A 16,792-nucleotide genomic window follows, 5' to 3' on the forward strand; every position below is an offset into this window, starting at 1 on the left:
CTACCCCATCTCCTTCACCGCGGCGATGATCCGGGCGATGTCCTGCGGGCGCGACAGGCGGTGGTCGCCGTCCTGGATCATGGTCAGCACCACGTCCTCGCTCGGCAGCCGATGCGCCAGCGTGAACGCGTGCTGCCAGGGCACGTCGGGATCCTGCGCGCCCTGCAGGATGCGCACCGGACAGCCGACATCGATCTTGGCTCCGAGTAACAAATGATGGCGTCCCTCCTCGATCAGCGTCCGCGTGATCGGATAGGGGGTATCGCCATATTGCGACGGCCGCAGCCAGACGCCCTTGGTCTCGATCTCGGCGCGGATCTCCGGCGAGAAACCCTTCCACATCAGCTCTTCGGTGAAATCCGGCGCCGGCGCGATCAGCACCATCCCGGCGAGCGAGGCCCGGCTGTCGGCACGCCTGGCAAGCTCACGCGCCAACAGGAGCGCCATCCAGCCCCCCATGGAGGAGCCGATCACGACTTGCGGCCCGCTGCAGAACCGCGTGAATACTGCGACACTGTCCTCGAGCCAGCGCCCGATGGTGCCGTCGATGAACTTGCCGCCGGATTCGCCGTGGCCGGAATAATCGAACCGGACAAAGGCGCGTTCCTGTTCCACGGCCCACGCGTCGAGCGCGACCGCCTTGGTGCCCTTCATGTCGGAATTGAAGCCGCCGAGCCAGAATAGCCCGGGGTTACGACCTCCGTGCGCACGCACCGCAATGCGGCGGCGTGCGGCGCTGTTCCCTACCTCGATGAACTCTGGTTCCTGGTCGATCGTCGCGGAGGTGGTCATGGGATCGTCATTCTCATCAGTGCGTTTTCGATGGGCACGGGCAAACCGTGAGCAGGGAACGTGTCTCGCCTTGTAGAGTATCCGCTCACCAAATATCTGCCCTATCGCGTGACCTAAATGCCGCGCATTTGACGGTTTTAGGATGCAACTTGCGAGCACGCTTGCCCGTTGCCACGTATTGCTTCAAAATATCGCCTTCCTTCACAACTTTGGAGAGTTACCCATTCGCCGTCCCAATAGAGCCCCGCCCGCTGTCGCCAAAGACGGGCCGCGCACCAACGATGAAATCCGCAACGCGCAGATCCAGCTAATCGACCAGAACGGTACCAATATGGGCACCGTGGAAACCATGGTGGCCATCAAGATGGCCATGGAAGCCGGTATGGACCTGGTCGAGATTTCGCCGAACGTGAGTCCTCCGGTCTGCAAGATCATGGACTACGGCAAGTATAAATATTCTGCGCAGAAGAAAGCCGCCGAAGCCCGCAAGAAACAGAAGGTCGTCGAGATCAAGGAGATCAAGCTCCGTCCGATGATCGACGACCACGACTACGACGTGAAGATGCGCGCGATGCAGCGCTTCTTCGAGGAAGGCGACAAGGTCAAGATCACCTTGCGCTACCGCGGTCGTGAAATGGCGCACCAGGAAATCGGCACCAAGCTGTTGGACAAGGTCAAGGCTGACGTCGCGCAATACGCCAAGGTCGAGCAGGACGCGAAGTTCGAGGGACGTCAGGTCGTGATGGTGCTGGCGCCGCGCTGAGGCGAATTGTCGATCGATGAAAGGAAACGCCCGCCGGACCGATCCGGCGGGCGTTTCCGTTTCCCTTCCCGCAACCCTCCGCCGTCATTCCGGGGCGTCCGAAGGACGAGCCCGGAATCCATCGGGCGGCTGAGTACGCGGCTAAATGGATTCCGGGCTCGCGCTTCGCGCGCCCCGGAATGACGGCGGAGGGTGTCGGGTCCGCCGGGAGCTCGAAAACATTGACCTTCTGCGGAGGTCGCGCTTGCGGGGGAGGCAAGAGACCCCTTCGTTCCGGGATTGCCAATTCGCCCCTACTCTGCCATAAGCGCAGCCTTCGCCGCCCGGCTGATCAAGGGCTGCCGTGGCGACGTTCTGTGCGGGTTGTTTCATTTGCGAAAAACCTGAGCACATTCAACGCTCTGACGAGCATTTTAGTCGGCCGACGCCCCCCGCGGGGCGGTTTCGTGCTGGCGTTTAAGGAGAGCCAAATGCCCAAGCTGAAGACCAAATCGGGCGCCAAAAAGCGCTTCAAAGTGACCGGTACCGGCAAGGTGATGCACGCCCAGCGCGGCAAGCGCCACGGCATGATCAAGCGGACCAACAAGCAGATCCGCCAGCTGCGCGGCACCCGCGTGCTGTTCAAGACCGACGGCGACAACATCAAGAAGTACTTCTTGCCGAACGCCTGATCGCGCCTGAGCCGAGCTGCGTTCCACACAGCTCCCGTCACCACTTCAGAAATCCAAGGATTTAAGTCATGTCTCGCGTCAAACGCGGTGTGACCGCCCACGCCAAGCACAAGAAAGTCTACAAGGCCGCCAAGGGCTATTACGGCCGCCGCAAGAACACCATCCGCGTCGCCAAGCAGGCGGTCGAGAAGGCCGGCCAATATGCGTTCCGCGATCGCAAGCGCAAGAAGCGCACCTTCCGCGCGCTCTGGATCCAGCGCCTCAACGCCGCCGTCCGCCCGTTCGGCATGACCTACAGCCGCTTTATCGACGGTCTCTCCAAGTCGGGCGTCGTCGTCGACCGCAAGGTGCTGTCGGATCTCGCGATCCACGAGCCGGCCGCGTTCCAGGCGATCGCCGAGAAGGCCAAGGCCGCGCTCGCGGCCTGATCCGGCTCTTCGAAGTTTCTTGAAGTCGTCATGGCCGGGTAAGAGCGCGAGGGGCATCTTTCGCGCTTCAGCTCGGTATGACCGGCTAGGAGCGACGGCTTAGCATCCTGGCCAAGAGGGATTGCTATGACCGATCTTGCTCAACTCGAATCCCAGATCCTCGCCGACGTTTCCAACGCCGGCGACGAAGCGGCGCTGGAAACCGTGCGCGTCGCCGCGCTCGGCAAGAAAGGCTCGATCTCGGCGCTGCTTGCCACCCTCGGCAAGATGTCGCCGGAGGAGCGCAAGACACAAGGCGCGGCGATCAACCTCGCCAAGGACAAGGTTGCCCAAGCGCTCGCCGCGCGCCGCGAGGTGCTGAAGGCCGCCGCGCTCGACGCCCGGCTTGCCTCCGAGACCATCGACGTCACGCTGCCGCTGCGCGAGGCGCCGGCCGAAGCGGGCCGCATCCATCCGCTCAGCCAGGTCTGGGATGAGCTGACGGCGATCTTCGCCGATATGGGATTTTCGGTTGCCGAAGGCCCCGACATCGAGACCGACGACTACAACTTCACCAAGCTGAACTTCCCGATCGGCCATCCCGCGCGCGAGATGCACGACACCTTCTTCTTCAACCCGAAGGAGGACGGCTCGCGCATGCTGCTGCGGACCCACACCTCGCCGGTGCAGGTGCGCACGATGCTGACGCAGAAGCCGCCGATCCGCGCGATCTGCCCCGGCCGCACCTACCGCATCGATTCGGACGCGACCCATACGCCGCAATTCCATCAGGTCGAGGGGCTCGTGATCGACAAGGAGTCGCATCTCGGCCACCTCAAATGGATCCTGCATGAGTTCTGCAAGGCGTTCTTCGAGGTCGACCACATCAACATGCGCTTCCGGCCGTCGTTCTTCCCGTTCACCGAGCCGTCGCTGGAAGTCGACATCCAGTGCCGCCGCGACAAGGGCGAAATCCGCTTCGGCGAGGGCGAGGACTGGCTGGAGATTTTGGGCTGCGGCATGGTGCACCCGAACGTGCTGCGCGCCTGCGGCCTCGATCCCGACGTCTACCAGGGATTCGCCTGGGGCATGGGCATCGACCGCATCGCGATGCTGAAATACGGCATGAGCGATCTGCGCCAACTGTTCGACAGCGACGTCCGCTGGCTCAGCCACTACGGCTTCAAGCCGCTGGATCTTCCGACGCTGGCCGGAGGGTTGAGTACGTGAATCTGAGTGCTGTGCCCGAGCAATATCGGAACCTGCGCGCGTTCGCCTTCGGCGACGGCCCCGGGCTTGCCGACGAATTGCTCGAACTCGTCATCAAAGGGATCAAGACCGCGACCTGCAGCACCGAGGACGAGCCGAACACCTCGACATCGGGCGAACGCTGGATCGTGCTCGACGGCCGCGGCGAACCGGCTTGCGTCATCGAAACAACCGAAGTGACCTATCGCCGTTTTGGCGAGGTCGACGCCGCCTTTGCCTACGAAGAAGGTGAAGGTGACCGCAGCCTGCAATATTGGCGGGACGCGCACCGCCGCTATTTCGGTCGGCAGGGCAAATTCAGCGAAGACATGATGCTGATGTGCGAGCGTTTTCGTCTGGTTGAGGTTTTTCGCGATCACAGGTTGGCATCATGAAGTTCACCCTCTCCTGGCTGAAGGAACATCTCGACACCGACGAGCCCCTGGAAAAGCTCGCCGACAAGCTCACCATGATCGGGCTCGAGGTCGAGAGCATCGAGGACAAGGCAAAGGTGCTGGCGCCGTTCACCATTGCGCGGGTGATCTCGGCCGAGCAGCATCCGAATGCCGATCGTCTGCGGGTCTGCATGGTCGACACCGGCAACGGCGCTGCGCCGGTGCAGGTGGTCTGCGGCGCGCCGAATGCGCGCGCTGGCCTGATCAGCGTGTTCTCTGCCCCGGGCACCTTCATTCCCGGCAAGAACATCACGCTCGGCGTCGGTACGATTCGCGGCGTCGAGAGCCGCGGCATGCTGTGCTCGGCGGCCGAGCTTGAGATTTCCGACGATCATGACGGCATCATCGAATTGCCCGCTGATGCGCCCGTCGGCCAAGTCTATGCCGAATGGGCCGGCCTCGGCGATCCCGTCATCGAGATCAACCTGACGCCGAACCGGCAGGATTGCACCGGCGTGCACGGAATCGCGCGCGATCTTTCCGCCGCCGACATGGGCAAATTGATCGACCCCGCCATCAAGCCGATCAATGGCGAATTCCCTTCGCCCGTGACGGTGACGGTGGAAGACGCCTCGCTCTGCCCGGGCTTCGCGCTGCGGCTGGTGCGCGGCGTGAAGAACGGCCCGTCGCCGGAATGGCTGCAGAAGCGCCTGGCTTCAATCGGGCTGCGGCCGATCAATGCGCTGGTCGATATCACCAACTTCATGACCTACGATCGTGCGCGTCCGCTGCACGTGTTCGACGCCAAGAAGGTGAAGGGCAATCTGGTGGTGCGCCGCGCCCGCGACGGCGAGACCCTGCTCGCGCTCGACGGCCGCACCTATACGCTGGATTCCTCGATGTGCGTGATCGCCGACGACGCCGGCGTCGAATCGCTCGCCGGTATCATGGGTGGCGAGGCTTCCGGCTGCGACGAGAACACCACCGACGTGCTGATTGAATCGGCGCTGTGGAATGAGATCAACATCGCCCAGACCGGACGCAAGCTCGGCATCAATTCGGATGCGCGCTATCGCTTCGAGCGCGGCGTCGACCCGGCCTTCATGGTGCCGGGCCTCGAGCTTGCGACCAAGATGGTGATGGAATTGTGCGGCGGCGCGCCGTCGGAAAGCATCGTCGTCGGCAATCGCTACGGCGACGACCGCGTGATCGATTTCCCGCTGACCGAGGTCAAGCGCCTCGCCGGAATCGAAGTCCCGCTGGTCGAGACGAAGCGCATTCTCAGCCATCTCGGCTTCATGGTCGCGGGCACCGGCCCTGTGGTGAAGATCGCGGTGCCGTCCTGGCGCACCGATGTGCATGGTAAGGCCGACATCGTCGAGGAGATCGTCCGCATCGTCGGCGTCGACAAGGTGCCGATGACGCCGTTCGATCGCGGCGAGGAGCCCCGCAAGCCGGTGCTCACCTCTATCCAGCTCCGCACCCGCCGTGCCAAGCGCGCACTGGCCGCGCGCGGCATGGTCGAGGCGGTGACCTGGTCGTTCATCTCAAAGCCCGCAGCCGAATTGTTCGGCGGCGGACAGGCCGAACTGGCGCTTGCCAACCCGATTGCCTCTGATCTCTCGGACATGCGGCCGAGCCTTTTGCCTGGCTTGGTCGCAGCCGCGCAGGCGAACATCAACCGCGGCTATCCTGACGTCGCGCTGTTCGAGGTCGGCCAGGTGTTCAAGGGCGACAGGCCGGAAGACCAGTTCCTTGCCGCTTCCGGCGTGCGCCACGGCTTCGCCTCGCTGGAAGGCGTGGGGCGGAGCTGGTCCGGTTCGGCAACGGCTGACGCATTCGACGCCAAGGCCGACGCGTTCGCGGTGCTGGCTGCGGCCGGCGCGCCAGTGCAGGCGCTGCAGATTGTGCCGGGCGGGCCCGCCTGGCTGCATCCCGGCCGTTCCGGCACGATCCAGATGGGCCCGCAGAATGTGCTCGGCTATTTCGGCGAGTTGCACCCGCGTGCGCTCGAGGCGCTCGGCGCTGATGGCCCGATGATCGCGTTCGAGGTGATCCTCGACCGTATCCCGGAGGCCAAGCGCAAGCCGACCCGCGCCAAGCCCGCGCTCGAACTCTCCGCGTTCCAGCCGGTGTCGCGCGATTTTGCCTTCATCGTCGACCGCAGCGTCAAGGCGGCGGATATCGTTCGCGCCGCACTGGCCGCGGACAAGAAGCTGATCACCGATGTCACCGTGTTCGACGTCTATGAAGGCAAGGGCATGGAGGACGGCAAGAAGTCGATCGCGATCGCGGTCACCATTCAGCCGCGCGAGAAGACGCTGACCGACCAGGAGATCGATGCGGTAGCGGCCAGGATCGTCGCGGACGTCACGAAGAAGACCGGCGGCACTCTCCGGGGATGAGCCCGTTTGGCCTCATCCCTTCGGAGGTTGGCCTTAACGTTGCGCTGGCAATCTGTGCCATCGCCTTTGTCTCGGGAACGGCGCGCGGCTTTTCCGGTTTCGGCTCCGCGCTGATCTTCATGCCGCTGGCAAGCAGCATCGCCGCGCCCCGCCTGGTCGCAGCGCTGCTGCTGATCATCGACTTCGTCGCAGCGATGCCGCTGGTTCCGAACGCGTGGAAGCACGCCGATCGCAAGGCCACCGCGATCATGGTGCTCGGTGCGCTCGTCGGCGTGCCGATCGGCACCTATTTTCTCAGCGTGCTCGATCCCGTGACCACGCGCTGGATCATTTCCGGCTTCGTCGCTGCGCTGATGGTGCTGCTCTTGTCGGGCTGGCGCTACCGCGGCAAGGACCACGCGGCGCTTTCAATCGGCATCGGCGGCCTCTCCGGCTTCTGCAGCGGGCTCGCGCAAACGGGCGGTCCGCCGATCGTCGGCTACTGGCTTGGGCGCCCGATCAGTTTCACGGTGGCGCGCGCCAACATCGTGCTGTTCTTCGGCGCCTCGGATTTCTTTTCCCTCGTGAGCTATTTGTTCACCGGCCTGATCACCGCCGATTCCGTCAAGTTCTCGCTCGTGGTCGGGCCGGTCTACGCCATCGGCGTCTGGTTCGGCGCCTCCCTGTTCGGCAAGGCCAGCGAACGTGTCTTTCGCGGCATCTGCTACGCCCTGATCGCCGCCGCCGTCATCGCCGGCCTGCCCATCCTCGACGGCGTGCTGCGGGGACGATAGATTCGGGTGTTGAACGCGGGCGGAAAAAAGCCAAGGGAGAAATCCATGATCGATCGCCGGAATGCGCTGAAACTGGCGCTCGGTGGCGCCGCCGCACTTGCCGCTCCGGCTGTGCTGGCGCAGGCCACAAGGCCTCGGACGCGGATCGTGTTTCTCGGCACCAAAGGCGGCCCGCGCGTCGGCGTTGGCGCTTCAAATCCCGCCAACCTCGTTGTGGTCAACGACACGCCATTTGTCATCGATTGCGGCATGGGCGTAAGCCGTCAGCTCGTGAATGCGGGCGTGCCAATCCCTTCCATCAAATACATCCTCATCACCCACCATCATTCCGATCACAATCTCGAATACGGCAACCTCTTCTACAATGCCTGGGCCGCCGGGCTATCCACGCCGATCCATTCGTTTGGGCCGAAGGGGATCGAGGCGATGACGAAGGCGTTCTGGGAGCTGAACAAATTCGATGTCGAGACCCGGATCGAGGATGAAGGCCGGCCCGATCCGCGCAAATTGCTGATCGCGAAGGATATCGACGACGGTGTGGTGTTGAAGACATCCGAGGTGACGGTCACGGCCTTCCGCACGCCGCACCCACCCATCGTTGACAATTTTGCCTACAAGTTAGAGACGCCCGATGGCACCATCGTGTTCTCTAGCGATACTGCCTACAATCCGAAACTCGCTGAATTCGCTGAGGGAGCCGACGTGCTGGTGCATGAATGCATGTACCTGCCTGCCGTCGATCGGCTGGTCGCCAAAACGAAGAACGGCGCAACGCTGAAGAAGCATCTTCTCGAGAGTCACACCACGACCGAGGATGTCGGCCGCGTGGCGGCGGCCGCGGGAGTCAAGGTGCTGGTGATGAGCCATTTCGTCCCCGGAGACGATCCGCTGGTCACTGACGAGAATTGGACCGAAGACGTGAAGAAGAATTTTTCCGGCCGCATCGTGGTAGCAAAGGATCTGATGGAGTTGAAGCTGCCGGTGTGAGTCGCATGTCAACGGCGATCACGGTGATCGCCGACCATGCTACAGGGGTTGTGCGCAGCACAGCAAGGATATCGGCGCGACGAAGAGCCGAGCAGCACTACTGCACGAGCCGAGCGCGCAGCCGTGTAAATTCGGCGTCGCTGATCGACCCTGCCTGTTTCAGCCGACCGAGCTTTTCGATTTCATCTGCGGCGCTGAAACCAATCGCGCTCCTGAGTTCGTCGCGCGCCTGCCGAGCTTGTTGCAAGTTGCGCTCCGCCATGCCTCTTCCCTGAAAGATCAGGTACGCAAGCATGAAAATGAATGGAAATATTATCCATCCTATCACCCATAGCGCCTTGACCCAGCCGGAAATGTCGTGGCGTCGGAATAGATCGGAAGCGACGGTAATGAGCAGCCAGAACCACACGATGAAGAAGAATATGGTGAGGACGTCCAGCAGGAAATTTCGATAGGTGAAGCCCTCCTGAAAGAAGAACATTGCGATCCTCCTCTGCCTGCCACTGCGTGCAACAGTTCCAGCCGACCCGATATTGTTCCTTAAAGCGCGATCCCGCCGCCAGCGTTTGATCTAGATCAATGCACGTCGGATCGAGGATCAATCAGGCGACACCCCCGATGTCTTCAACCTATGGCTGCTTTGCCCTCAAGAACGGAAGCGGCTCGGGTACACGCCTTCCGACTAGTGCATGATCTCCGCGCAAACGCTTCGCGTTTGTCGCGAGGGAAAACCGGTCTCCACTTTTCCGGATCACCCGCTGTCATTGCGAGCCACCGGGTCGGCGCGGAATGACGATGTGGGTGCAGCGGGTGCGACAAATCAACCCGACGGGCAAATCACCCGAACGTCCGTCCAGCCCTCGCGCGAAAAATAAATCGCTTAACCCGTCGGGCAAATCAGTGATTTAACTCCGCGCATCTCACCCGAATGAGGGGCGAGTCGCGATCGTCACGAACGTTGCGGTGAGATGCGGTGGACGCGGGTGTTGCGACTGACGAGCACGCGCATCGCGGACGGCGAAGTCGTGTGGTCCTGGCGCCCCGACGCTGGCGCTAAGTCCTGGGGGATGGAAACATCCCTAAGGGGTGACGGTGGCAAGAAAGCCCGGTCACCGAGGAGAGCACGAAGGAAACCGTAAAACCATCGCGCAGGGAAAGCCGGAATGCTTCGGTTGAACCTGTGGTCCTACCCCCGTGCTTTTTGTTGCACGGGACCCACGGGTGCAACCAGCACCCGGCTTTCCCTGCGCTCTCTGATATCGAGGAGGGTGGAAAGTGAAGCAAAGCTCGGGCACGACATGCCGCGAGAATGTAGACTCACATCCTCTCTGCTGTTTGACAATTGAATCGGAAGATATGCACGTCTCGATGCGTATGCGGCTCTATCTCCTCACCCTGAGCAGACCGCGTAGCGGTCGTCTCGAAGGGCGAGGCCACCGGCGGGGCCTCATCCTTCGAGACGCTTGCTGCGCAAGCTCCTCAGGATGAGGGTCCAACAGCGAGCGCGGGTTGAACCGTGGGCACGGGACCGCACGCCTTTGCCCACCCCGCGTTGCTACGCAATCACCAGATCGCAATACGCATAACCATCGCGCTCCACCCGTTCGCCGGCGCTGACTGCGATCCGGTGCGAGAACATCGGGCCGGCCACCACACACGTATGAAACTCGCCATTCTCGCCGCATGGATCGACACCATCGGGGAGATCGGCGAGAAGCTGCGCATCGAACCGGCGGCCGGCGAATTCGGCAGGCACCCGTTTCAGGTCAACGGTCGCAAGATAGGCTTCCAGCCCGCTTGCGATCATGACTTGCGCCAGTGCCGGCGTCGGCCGCTGCCACAGCGGGAAGATCGGCGTGATGCCGGTGCCAACCAGCTTCTGCTCGCGGTAGGCCCGGATATCGGCGAGGAAGAGATCGCCGAAGATCATGTGGGTGATGCCCTCAGCGACGGCCTGCGCGACCGCTTCACCCATGCGCGCCTCATAGACGTCGTTGGGACAAGGGTATGGGATCGGCACGATTCGCTGCGGCAGCCCCGCCGCCTCGCATTGCGCGCACAAGATCTGCTGCCGCACGCCGTGGATCGCGACGCGCTCCAAGGTCTCGGTGACGGTCGTCAGCGCGCCAACGACCTCGAACTCACCCGTCTGCATCACTTCATGCAATGCGAACGCGCTGTCCTTGCCGCTGGACCAGGAGATCAGCGCCTTCTGCCGCGGCATCAGTCGAACAGCCCTCGCGGCTGAGCCGATTGCGCCGGCGGTGCGCGCCTGCGCTGCTTCTGTGGCGGCGGTGCTGCCGCCGACGGCGCTGCCGGCAATGCGCCGATCCGGCGCAGCGCCGCTTCCGCGGCCCGCTCGCCGCTCTCCCAGGCGCCGTCGACCGTGCCCCACAAGGTGTCATGCGTGGCCTCGCCGGCGAAATACATGCAGCCGACCGGATCGATTAGCGCTCTCCGTGCGGCCTGCCCGCCGGGCGCGGCCACTGACATCGCGCCCAGTATATAGGGCGAAGCGTTCCAGCGCGTGGCGCTCGACTTCTTGATGCCGGCCACCGCATCGCTGCCGAACAGCTTCTTCAGCCATTCCGTCGCGAATGCGATCATAGCCTGCTCACCCTCTGCCGACAGATCGCGGCCGAACGAGCCCGCGACGTCGATCGTGCACAAGGATGAACCGCCGACATTGGCGTAGAGCAGCGCGGTACGCGTCGAGTTGCTCTGCTCGATCAGGACATCATCGTGCGCAAGCCCGAGCGGATTGCCTGACATCTGCAGCGCGATGCGGTCGTAGCTGCCGAGGCTGAGCTTTGCGACCGCATCGACCACGCGCCTCGGAAGTTCGGAATCGAACTTGAGCTTGCCGGCCGCGAGCACATTCGTCGACACCGTGATGATGGCCGCGCGCGCGAGGATCTTGCCCGACGGCGTGTTCACCTCGACGTCGCGGTTGCTGTAGGAGATGCGGGTGGCGGGCGTCGACAATGCCACCGGCAACTGCGCGCCGAGCTTCGCGATCAGCGTGCCGAGCCCCTGCCGACAGGCGACTGCATTGTCGCGATCCTGCGCCCGCGCCTTGTCGACGACCGAGATCTCCTTGAGGTCCTTGCCGGTGAAACTGGCGCCGAGCACGAACTCCGCCGTGCCGGCCCAATCGCCAAGCTCCTTCGGCAAGACCGAGGCGCAGGATACGTCGCTTCGGCGCGCGGCATCGTCGATCGCGCGATTGGCGCGCACCAGTGCGGCCAGGAATTCCTCGGTCTCGCCGGGACGCGCATTGCGGCGGCCGATGCGGATCTTCTCGCCCGACGGCGCGGGCAGCAGCTCGAGCCCCGCGGTCCGTGCGAGGCGGAGCATCGGATTGGCCTCCGGATTGTGCACCCAGCGCGCGCCGCGATCGAACGGAACTTCGAAGGTCGAGCTGTCGGTCTGGCAACGGCCGCCGATCTGGCTTGAGGCTTCCAGCACGATCACCTTGCGGCCCGCCGCCAATACGCGCCGCGCCGCAGCAATGCCGGCGGCGCCCGCGCCGATGACCACGATGTCAGCATCGCGCGCCGGCGGCGCGGCTCCAGCGCAGCCGGCAGAAAGCGAAGTAACGGCAATGCCCGCGGACGCCGACAGGAAGTTGCGGCGGGTGATTGTCATATCATGGTTTCCGCAGGCTTGAAGCAAATGGGAACAGCCCGCGAACCTTGCCGCATCTCATGCGGCGCAGCAACCATCATGGTGAATCAATCATGATTGATCGGCTGCGTCGATGAACTAAATTGCAACCGCTCGCGACCATGATAAGGAACCAAAAAGCGGAAGGGCAAGCCGCGCAGGGGGAAGCATATGGGCGTCATGCTCGACACGATCGGCCAGGTGATCGCGGGCTACCTGCAGAAGGAGATCCCGGGCTACGAGCCGTTCACGCCGAGCGATCCGGAGCATCTGCGCGGCGTGATCCAGCCTGGCGATGTCCTGCTGGTCGAAGGCAACAACCGCATTTCCGGCATCATCAAATACCTCACGCAATCGACTTGGTCGCACGCCGCGCTCTATGTCGGTCCGGTCGACGGCGCCTGCGAGCCTGACGGCGAGCCGCATGTGCTGATCGAGGCCAATATCGGCGAGGGCGTGACGGCTGCGCCGCTGTCGAAATATTTCCCCTATCATACCCGCCTCTGCCGCCCGGTCGGCCTCTCCTACGAGGACCGCGAGACGGTGTGCCGCTACGCCATCAACCGGATCGGCTTCGGCTATGACACCAAGAACATCGTCGACCTTGCGCGCTATCTGTTCCCGCTGCCGGTGCCGCAGCGCTGGCGGCGGCGGATGATCGCCTTCGGCTCCGGCGATCCCACCAAGATCATCTGCTCGGCGCTGATCGCGCAGGCCTTCGATGCCGTGCGCTACCCGATCCTGCCCAAGATCACCCGCACCTCGAGCCGCAAGGCGCGGCGCGAGATCCTGCACATCCGCGATTCCTCGCTCTACATGCCGCGCGACTTCGATATCTCGCCCTATTTCGAAGTCGTCAAACCCACCATCGTGCACGGCTTCGACTACACTGCCCTGCACTGGGCCGACAAGCAGAAGCCGCTCGAGGAGGTGGCGGGCGAATTCAGTGTGTTTCACGAAAAGTCGCCGCGGCTTGTTCCTGAAACGATTGACCAGGAAACGCCGCTTCCGGCTGCGCCTGAGGATACGGAAGTGAAGACGCCGGAGCTCGCGGCCTAGCTTAGAAGCGCGCCGCCAGCGTCAGGCGGACCGCGAGCGGTTCGGCCGGGTGGATGTGGCGATCGGCGACGCCATCGATCGGCTCGCCCGGCAGGCGCGACAGATAATAGTATTCGATCTGGTTGGTGTTGGCATTGAAGAGATTGAGCACGTCGAGCTGCAGCCGCATGCCATTGTCGAACTGATAGCCGGCCCGGGCGTTGAAGATCAGCGAGGATTGCGAGCGCACGCTGTCATCCTCGATCAGCGGACGCGGCCCGAAATAGCGCGCGGTCAGGGCGCCAAACCAGCCGGTCTCGCGGCCGAACGTCACGGCGCCGCTGGCGATCCAGGCCGGCGCGCCCGGAATGAAGTCGCCGACAGGATCGAAATCGGTGAAGCGCGCACGGGTATAGGCGAGATCGACGTCGATGCGCATCCACGGCAACGGCCTGTACTGATTGGTCCACTCGATGCCGATGCGCCGACTCGGACGGCTCGGCTCGGTGGTGCCGGCATCGCCGACGAACAGGAGTTCGGAATCGAAGTCGAGCACGAACACCGCGAGCGAGCTGGTCAGGCGTTCGATCGCCTTGGTACGGATACCGACCTCGGCGCCCTTGGAGCGGACCAGCAGCGGCACGCGGTCGAGCGGCGTCACCTTGTCGGTGGGATCGACGGTGATCGTCGCGCCGCGGATGTCGTTCGAATGCAGGCCATAACCGGCATTGCCGTAGAATTCGGTCTTGTACCACGGGCCCAGCACGATGCCGGCCTTCGGGCTGGTCATAGCCGCCTGCGCATTGCCCGAATTTTGCGGCGTGTCGCTGAAGACATGACCCGCAAAGAAATCCTCGCGGATGCCGACCGTGGTGCGCAGCCAGTCGGTCCAGCGCGCGGTGGTGTCGGCCCACAAGCCGACATTTCCTTCCTGCACACGGTCCTGGCGCACCGTCGAGAGCGCCTCGCGCTGGAAGGTCTTGAACAGGCCGACCTCGATATCGTCGCCGCGGGTCTGCAGGCCGACACGGGTCTGGGTCTCGATGCTGGCGACGCGCGCATCGAAGGCATGGGAGGCATTGAAGCCATAGACGGTGCGGCGATCGAGCTGGCTGAACTGATCGCCATTGATGGGATCGTCGAGGAAATAGGTGAAGTTGTTGAACAGTCGCAGCGACGAACGGATCACATAGGCATTCGCGAGAGTCTGGCCGTAGTCACTCGACTGCGCCCAATTGCCGGACAGGCTGAAGCGGCTCGAGGTGCCGCCGTCGGTCGGATCGAGCGAGCCGAAACGGTTGATCAAACCCTGGTCGATCGCGCGCTGCGCCACCTGGTCGGTCGACGTCCAGCCGTTGGAATAGGCCATCGCCGACAGCGTAAACCCATCGGTCGCGGTGCCCTGGCTGTAGCGCAGCACGCCGCTCGCCTTGCGCACATCGTCCGGCACGTCCCACGGACCGTCATATTTGTTGGCCACGATCGCGCCGAGCAGCGTGCCCTCGCCGACCGCCGTGGAGCCCGCCGCCAGCGCGCGCTGATAGCCGAAACTGCCGAAGGTCACCTGGGCGATGCTCTTGGGCAGCCGGTTGACATAATCGATGCCGACGCTGCCGGCGGAGGAGAAGTCTCCAGTGTCCGCATAGTACGGGCCCTTGCGGACGTTGACGGAGCTGATCAGTTCCGGGATCAGGAAATTGACGTCGGCATAGCCCTGGCCGTGGCCATGGGTCGGCATGTTGACGGGCATGCCGTCGACCTTGATCGCAAGATCGGTGCCGTGGTCGAGATTGAAGCCGCGCAGGAAATACTGGTTGGCTTTGCCCTCGCCGGAATGCTGGGTGACAATCAAGCCGGGCACCACTTCCAGGACCTCGCCGACGCGCGACACCGGCAACGCATTCACCTCCTCGCCGCTGATGCGCATCTCGCTCGCGGCGGTCGGCAGCAGATTAGCCGCACCCACTTGTCCCGAACCGAGGGCGATGCTGCCTGCCGCCGATGCGGGCTGAGCCGATTGGACTGTGTGAGGGTTTCGCCCGCTGCGCGGACGGTGCGACTGTTCGGCCCGCTTGATCCGCTTTGGTGGCGTCGTCTGCGGCGACGTCACCGTGACCGCAGGAAGTTGATTGCCGGGCTGGCTGGCAGCCGTTTGTGCCTGCGCCGGCGACGTGAGAACAACAAGGGAGGCGGCGGGAAAAACCCACCCGACAAGTTTACGCAATGCCCATGCCCCCGCATGGCAACCTGCTACAATCCGACAGGCAACCAGTTCGACTTCAACCCAGCCCGGCGAGGCTACCAAAGCTCAGTATGACGTTACAACAAGAATATCATACTGACGCACCCGCGGCGCCAATCGGAAATACCTGATGCAACGGATCACCATCACCATCGAGGACGATCTGCTCGACGAGATCGACGCCGCGGCAAAAACGCGCGGCTACCAGAACCGCTCGGAGATCATCCGCGATCTCGCCCGCGCGGGATTGCAGCAGAGCGCGGAGGACGCGGCGCCGTCAGGGCAATGCGTGGCCGCGCTGGTGTATGTCTACGACCACGCCGCACGCGACCTTTCAAAGCGGCTGGTGCAGAACTTCCATGGTCACCACGACCTCTCGCTGGCGACGCTGCACGTCCATCTCGACGACGATAGCTGCATGGAAGTGACCGCGCTGAAAGGCGCCGCCGGCGACGTCCGCCATCTCGCCGACCACGTCATCGCCGAACGCGGCGTGCGCTATGGCCGGGTCGTGATGATCCCGACCGCACCGGACAAGAAGCCGCGCAAGCATGGGCACCGGCACGATTGAAGGCGGCGGTCCGGCTCTTGCCGAAGCCGTCGGTCATATCTAACTGTCGCAGGGGCTTTTTGGAGATAGACCCACGATGTTAGATGCCGCCGTCAAGGCGCTCACGCAAATCCTGTCGCCGCCGATGCGCTCGATCCTGTGGCGCTCGGTCGGCGTGGCGCTGGTATTGGTGACGGTGCTCGCAATCGGATTGCAGCGGCTGTTGAGCTGGTTTGCCGACTATGGCGAGGTCTGGGCCGAAGGCCTGCTCGGCCCCAACTTCCACTCCACGCTCCACGTGCTTTCCTGGATCGTATCGATCGCCGCCGGCCTCGGCGTGGTGCTCGGCGGCATCTTCCTGATGCCTGCGATCACCTCGCTGGTGGCGAGCCTGTTCGTCGACGAGGTTGCCGACCATGTCGAGCGCGAACATTATCCGGCCGAACAGCCCGGCGTCGCGCTGCCGTTCAACCTCGCCATGACCGAGGGCATCAAGACCGCGCTGCTGACGATACTGGTCTACCTGATCGCGCTGCCCTTCGTGCTGTTCGCCGGCGCCGGCTTCCTGATTTTCTTCTTCGCCACCGCCTGGCTCTTGGGCCGCGAATATTTCGAGCTTGCGGCGATGCGGTTCCGGCCGCCGGCTGAGGCCAAGGCGATGCGCCGCGACAATGCGGCAACCATATTCACCGCCGGCCTGATCATTGCCGCCTTCGTGTCGATTCCGATCGTCAACCTGGCGACGCCGCTGTTCGGCATGGCCTTCATGGTCCACATGCACAAGCGCCTGTCAGGCCCGAGGCCGGAATTGCTCGAGCCGCGGCGGCAGGGAATATCGATGCGCTAGCAGTCGAC

General features: G+C 63.5%; 16 protein-coding genes. 11 read left to right on the top strand and 5 right to left on the bottom strand.

The genetic code is table 11. The features are described 5' to 3' along the window. Positions 1-792 carry an alpha/beta hydrolase gene (locus tag ACZIRK_RS11700; RefSeq protein ID WP_130229239.1) on the bottom strand — a complete coding sequence of 264 codons (792 nt, stop codon included), beginning with the start codon at positions 790-792 and terminating at the stop codon, positions 1-3. A 223-nt stretch (positions 793-1,015) separates the two neighbouring features. On the opposite strand from ACZIRK_RS11700, the gene infC reads away from it, so the two are divergent. From infC to ACZIRK_RS11740, 8 genes are all read left to right on the top strand, one after another. After that, positions 1,016-1,555: a translation initiation factor IF-3 gene (gene infC / locus ACZIRK_RS11705; protein WP_130229242.1), complete on the top strand. Its 540-nt coding sequence runs from the start codon at positions 1,016-1,018 to the stop codon at positions 1,553-1,555. Between the two features lie 470 nt (positions 1,556-2,025). Continuing rightward, positions 2,026-2,226 carry a 50S ribosomal protein L35 gene (gene rpmI, locus ACZIRK_RS11710; protein WP_028164829.1) on the top strand — a complete coding sequence of 67 codons (201 nt, stop codon included), beginning with the start codon at positions 2,026-2,028 and terminating at the stop codon, positions 2,224-2,226. A gap of 68 nt (positions 2,227-2,294) precedes the next feature. Next, entirely contained in the window at positions 2,295-2,654 is a 360-nt protein-coding gene (gene rplT, locus ACZIRK_RS11715) for a 50S ribosomal protein L20 (protein ID WP_027581334.1), read from the top strand. 126 nt (positions 2,655-2,780) lie between these two features. Further along, positions 2,781-3,863: a phenylalanine--tRNA ligase subunit alpha gene (pheS, locus tag ACZIRK_RS11720; protein ID WP_130231021.1), complete on the top strand. Its 1,083-nt coding sequence runs from the start codon at positions 2,781-2,783 to the stop codon at positions 3,861-3,863. A 2-nt stretch (positions 3,864-3,865) separates the two neighbouring features. Further along, a complete protein-coding gene (locus tag ACZIRK_RS11725) occupies positions 3,866-4,276 on the top strand; it encodes an ASCH domain-containing protein (RefSeq protein ID WP_028164827.1) in 411 nt (136 codons plus the stop codon). Beyond that, a complete protein-coding gene (gene pheT, locus ACZIRK_RS11730) occupies positions 4,273-6,681 on the top strand; it encodes a phenylalanine--tRNA ligase subunit beta (RefSeq protein ID WP_130231019.1) in 2,409 nt (802 codons plus the stop codon). The genes ACZIRK_RS11725 and pheT overlap by 4 nt, the downstream gene beginning before the upstream one ends. Beyond that, complete coding sequence (locus tag ACZIRK_RS11735) at positions 6,678-7,454, top strand: sulfite exporter TauE/SafE family protein (protein ID WP_130231017.1); 777 nt, start codon at positions 6,678-6,680, stop codon at positions 7,452-7,454. The genes pheT and ACZIRK_RS11735 overlap by 4 nt, the downstream gene beginning before the upstream one ends. 45 nt (positions 7,455-7,499) lie before the next feature. Further along, a complete protein-coding gene (locus ACZIRK_RS11740; RefSeq protein WP_130231015.1) occupies positions 7,500-8,441 on the top strand; it encodes an MBL fold metallo-hydrolase in 942 nt (313 codons plus the stop codon). Positions 8,442-8,538: 97 nt separating this feature from the next. Here the strand turns inward: ACZIRK_RS11740 and ACZIRK_RS11745 are convergent, their stop codons facing one another. The 3 genes from ACZIRK_RS11745 to ACZIRK_RS11755 all read right to left on the bottom strand — a co-directional run bounded on the left by ACZIRK_RS11745 (position 8,539) and on the right by ACZIRK_RS11755 (position 12,089). Next, on the bottom strand, positions 8,539-8,922 hold the full coding sequence (locus ACZIRK_RS11745) for an SHOCT domain-containing protein (protein WP_028164823.1): 384 nt from the start codon (positions 8,920-8,922) through the stop codon (positions 8,539-8,541). 1,074 nt (positions 8,923-9,996) lie between these two features. Beyond that, positions 9,997-10,665, bottom strand: a complete 669-nt coding sequence (locus tag ACZIRK_RS11750; protein ID WP_463327380.1) for a Dph6-related ATP pyrophosphatase — start codon at positions 10,663-10,665, stop codon at positions 9,997-9,999. Next, a complete protein-coding gene (locus ACZIRK_RS11755; RefSeq protein ID WP_130225542.1) occupies positions 10,665-12,089 on the bottom strand; it encodes a flavin monoamine oxidase family protein in 1,425 nt (474 codons plus the stop codon). Before ACZIRK_RS11755 ends, ACZIRK_RS11750 begins: the two co-directional genes overlap by 1 nt. Positions 12,090-12,278: 189 nt before the next feature. On the opposite strand from ACZIRK_RS11755, the gene ACZIRK_RS11760 reads away from it, so the two are divergent. After that, positions 12,279-13,166: a YiiX/YebB-like N1pC/P60 family cysteine hydrolase gene (locus ACZIRK_RS11760; RefSeq protein ID WP_130225541.1), complete on the top strand. Its 888-nt coding sequence runs from the start codon at positions 12,279-12,281 to the stop codon at positions 13,164-13,166. 1 nt (position 13,167) lies between these two features. On the opposite strand, the gene ACZIRK_RS11765 is transcribed toward ACZIRK_RS11760, so the two are convergent. Then, positions 13,168-15,072, bottom strand: coding sequence for a TonB-dependent receptor (locus tag ACZIRK_RS11765; protein WP_463327400.1), 1,905 nt, complete (start codon positions 15,070-15,072; stop codon positions 13,168-13,170). Positions 15,073-15,517: 445 nt separating this feature from the next. Here ACZIRK_RS11765 and nikR point away from each other — a divergent pair, with 445 nt between their 5' ends. Next, positions 15,518-15,958, top strand: a complete 441-nt coding sequence (gene nikR, locus ACZIRK_RS11770; RefSeq protein WP_028164820.1) for a nickel-responsive transcriptional regulator NikR — start codon at positions 15,518-15,520, stop codon at positions 15,956-15,958. 76 nt (positions 15,959-16,034) lie between these two features. Next, complete coding sequence (locus ACZIRK_RS11775) at positions 16,035-16,784, top strand: sulfate transporter family protein (RefSeq protein ID WP_028164819.1); 750 nt, start codon at positions 16,035-16,037, stop codon at positions 16,782-16,784. The last annotated feature ends 8 nt before the right edge of the window (positions 16,785-16,792 follow it).

It is taken from the genome of Bradyrhizobium sp. Leo114 (assembly GCF_055229415.2).

Excerpts from the sequence above, each read along its gene's own strand:
- ACZIRK_RS11700 (WP_130229239.1), bottom strand. The coding sequence starts at position 792 with ATGACCACCTCCGCGACGATCGACCAGGAACCAGAGTTCATCGAGGTA.
- rpmI (WP_028164829.1), top strand. The coding sequence starts at position 2,026 with ATGCCCAAGCTGAAGACCAAATCGGGCGCCAAAAAGCGCTTCAAAGTG.
- rplT (WP_027581334.1), top strand. The coding sequence starts at position 2,295 with ATGTCTCGCGTCAAACGCGGTGTGACCGCCCACGCCAAGCACAAGAAA.
- pheS (WP_130231021.1), top strand. The coding sequence starts at position 2,781 with ATGACCGATCTTGCTCAACTCGAATCCCAGATCCTCGCCGACGTTTCC.
- pheT (WP_130231019.1), top strand. The coding sequence starts at position 4,273 with ATGAAGTTCACCCTCTCCTGGCTGAAGGAACATCTCGACACCGACGAG.
- ACZIRK_RS11735 (WP_130231017.1), top strand. The coding sequence starts at position 6,678 with ATGAGCCCGTTTGGCCTCATCCCTTCGGAGGTTGGCCTTAACGTTGCG.
- ACZIRK_RS11740 (WP_130231015.1), top strand. The coding sequence starts at position 7,500 with ATGATCGATCGCCGGAATGCGCTGAAACTGGCGCTCGGTGGCGCCGCC.
- ACZIRK_RS11745 (WP_028164823.1), bottom strand. The coding sequence starts at position 8,922 with ATGTTCTTCTTTCAGGAGGGCTTCACCTATCGAAATTTCCTGCTGGAC.
- ACZIRK_RS11750 (WP_463327380.1), bottom strand. The coding sequence starts at position 10,665 with ATGCCGCGGCAGAAGGCGCTGATCTCCTGGTCCAGCGGCAAGGACAGC.
- ACZIRK_RS11755 (WP_130225542.1), bottom strand. The coding sequence starts at position 12,089 with ATGACAATCACCCGCCGCAACTTCCTGTCGGCGTCCGCGGGCATTGCC.
- ACZIRK_RS11760 (WP_130225541.1), top strand. The coding sequence starts at position 12,279 with ATGGGCGTCATGCTCGACACGATCGGCCAGGTGATCGCGGGCTACCTG.
- ACZIRK_RS11765 (WP_463327400.1), bottom strand. The coding sequence starts at position 15,072 with ATGCGCATCAGCGGCGAGGAGGTGAATGCGTTGCCGGTGTCGCGCGTC.
- nikR (WP_028164820.1), top strand. The coding sequence starts at position 15,518 with ATGCAACGGATCACCATCACCATCGAGGACGATCTGCTCGACGAGATC.
- ACZIRK_RS11775 (WP_028164819.1), top strand. The coding sequence starts at position 16,035 with ATGTTAGATGCCGCCGTCAAGGCGCTCACGCAAATCCTGTCGCCGCCG.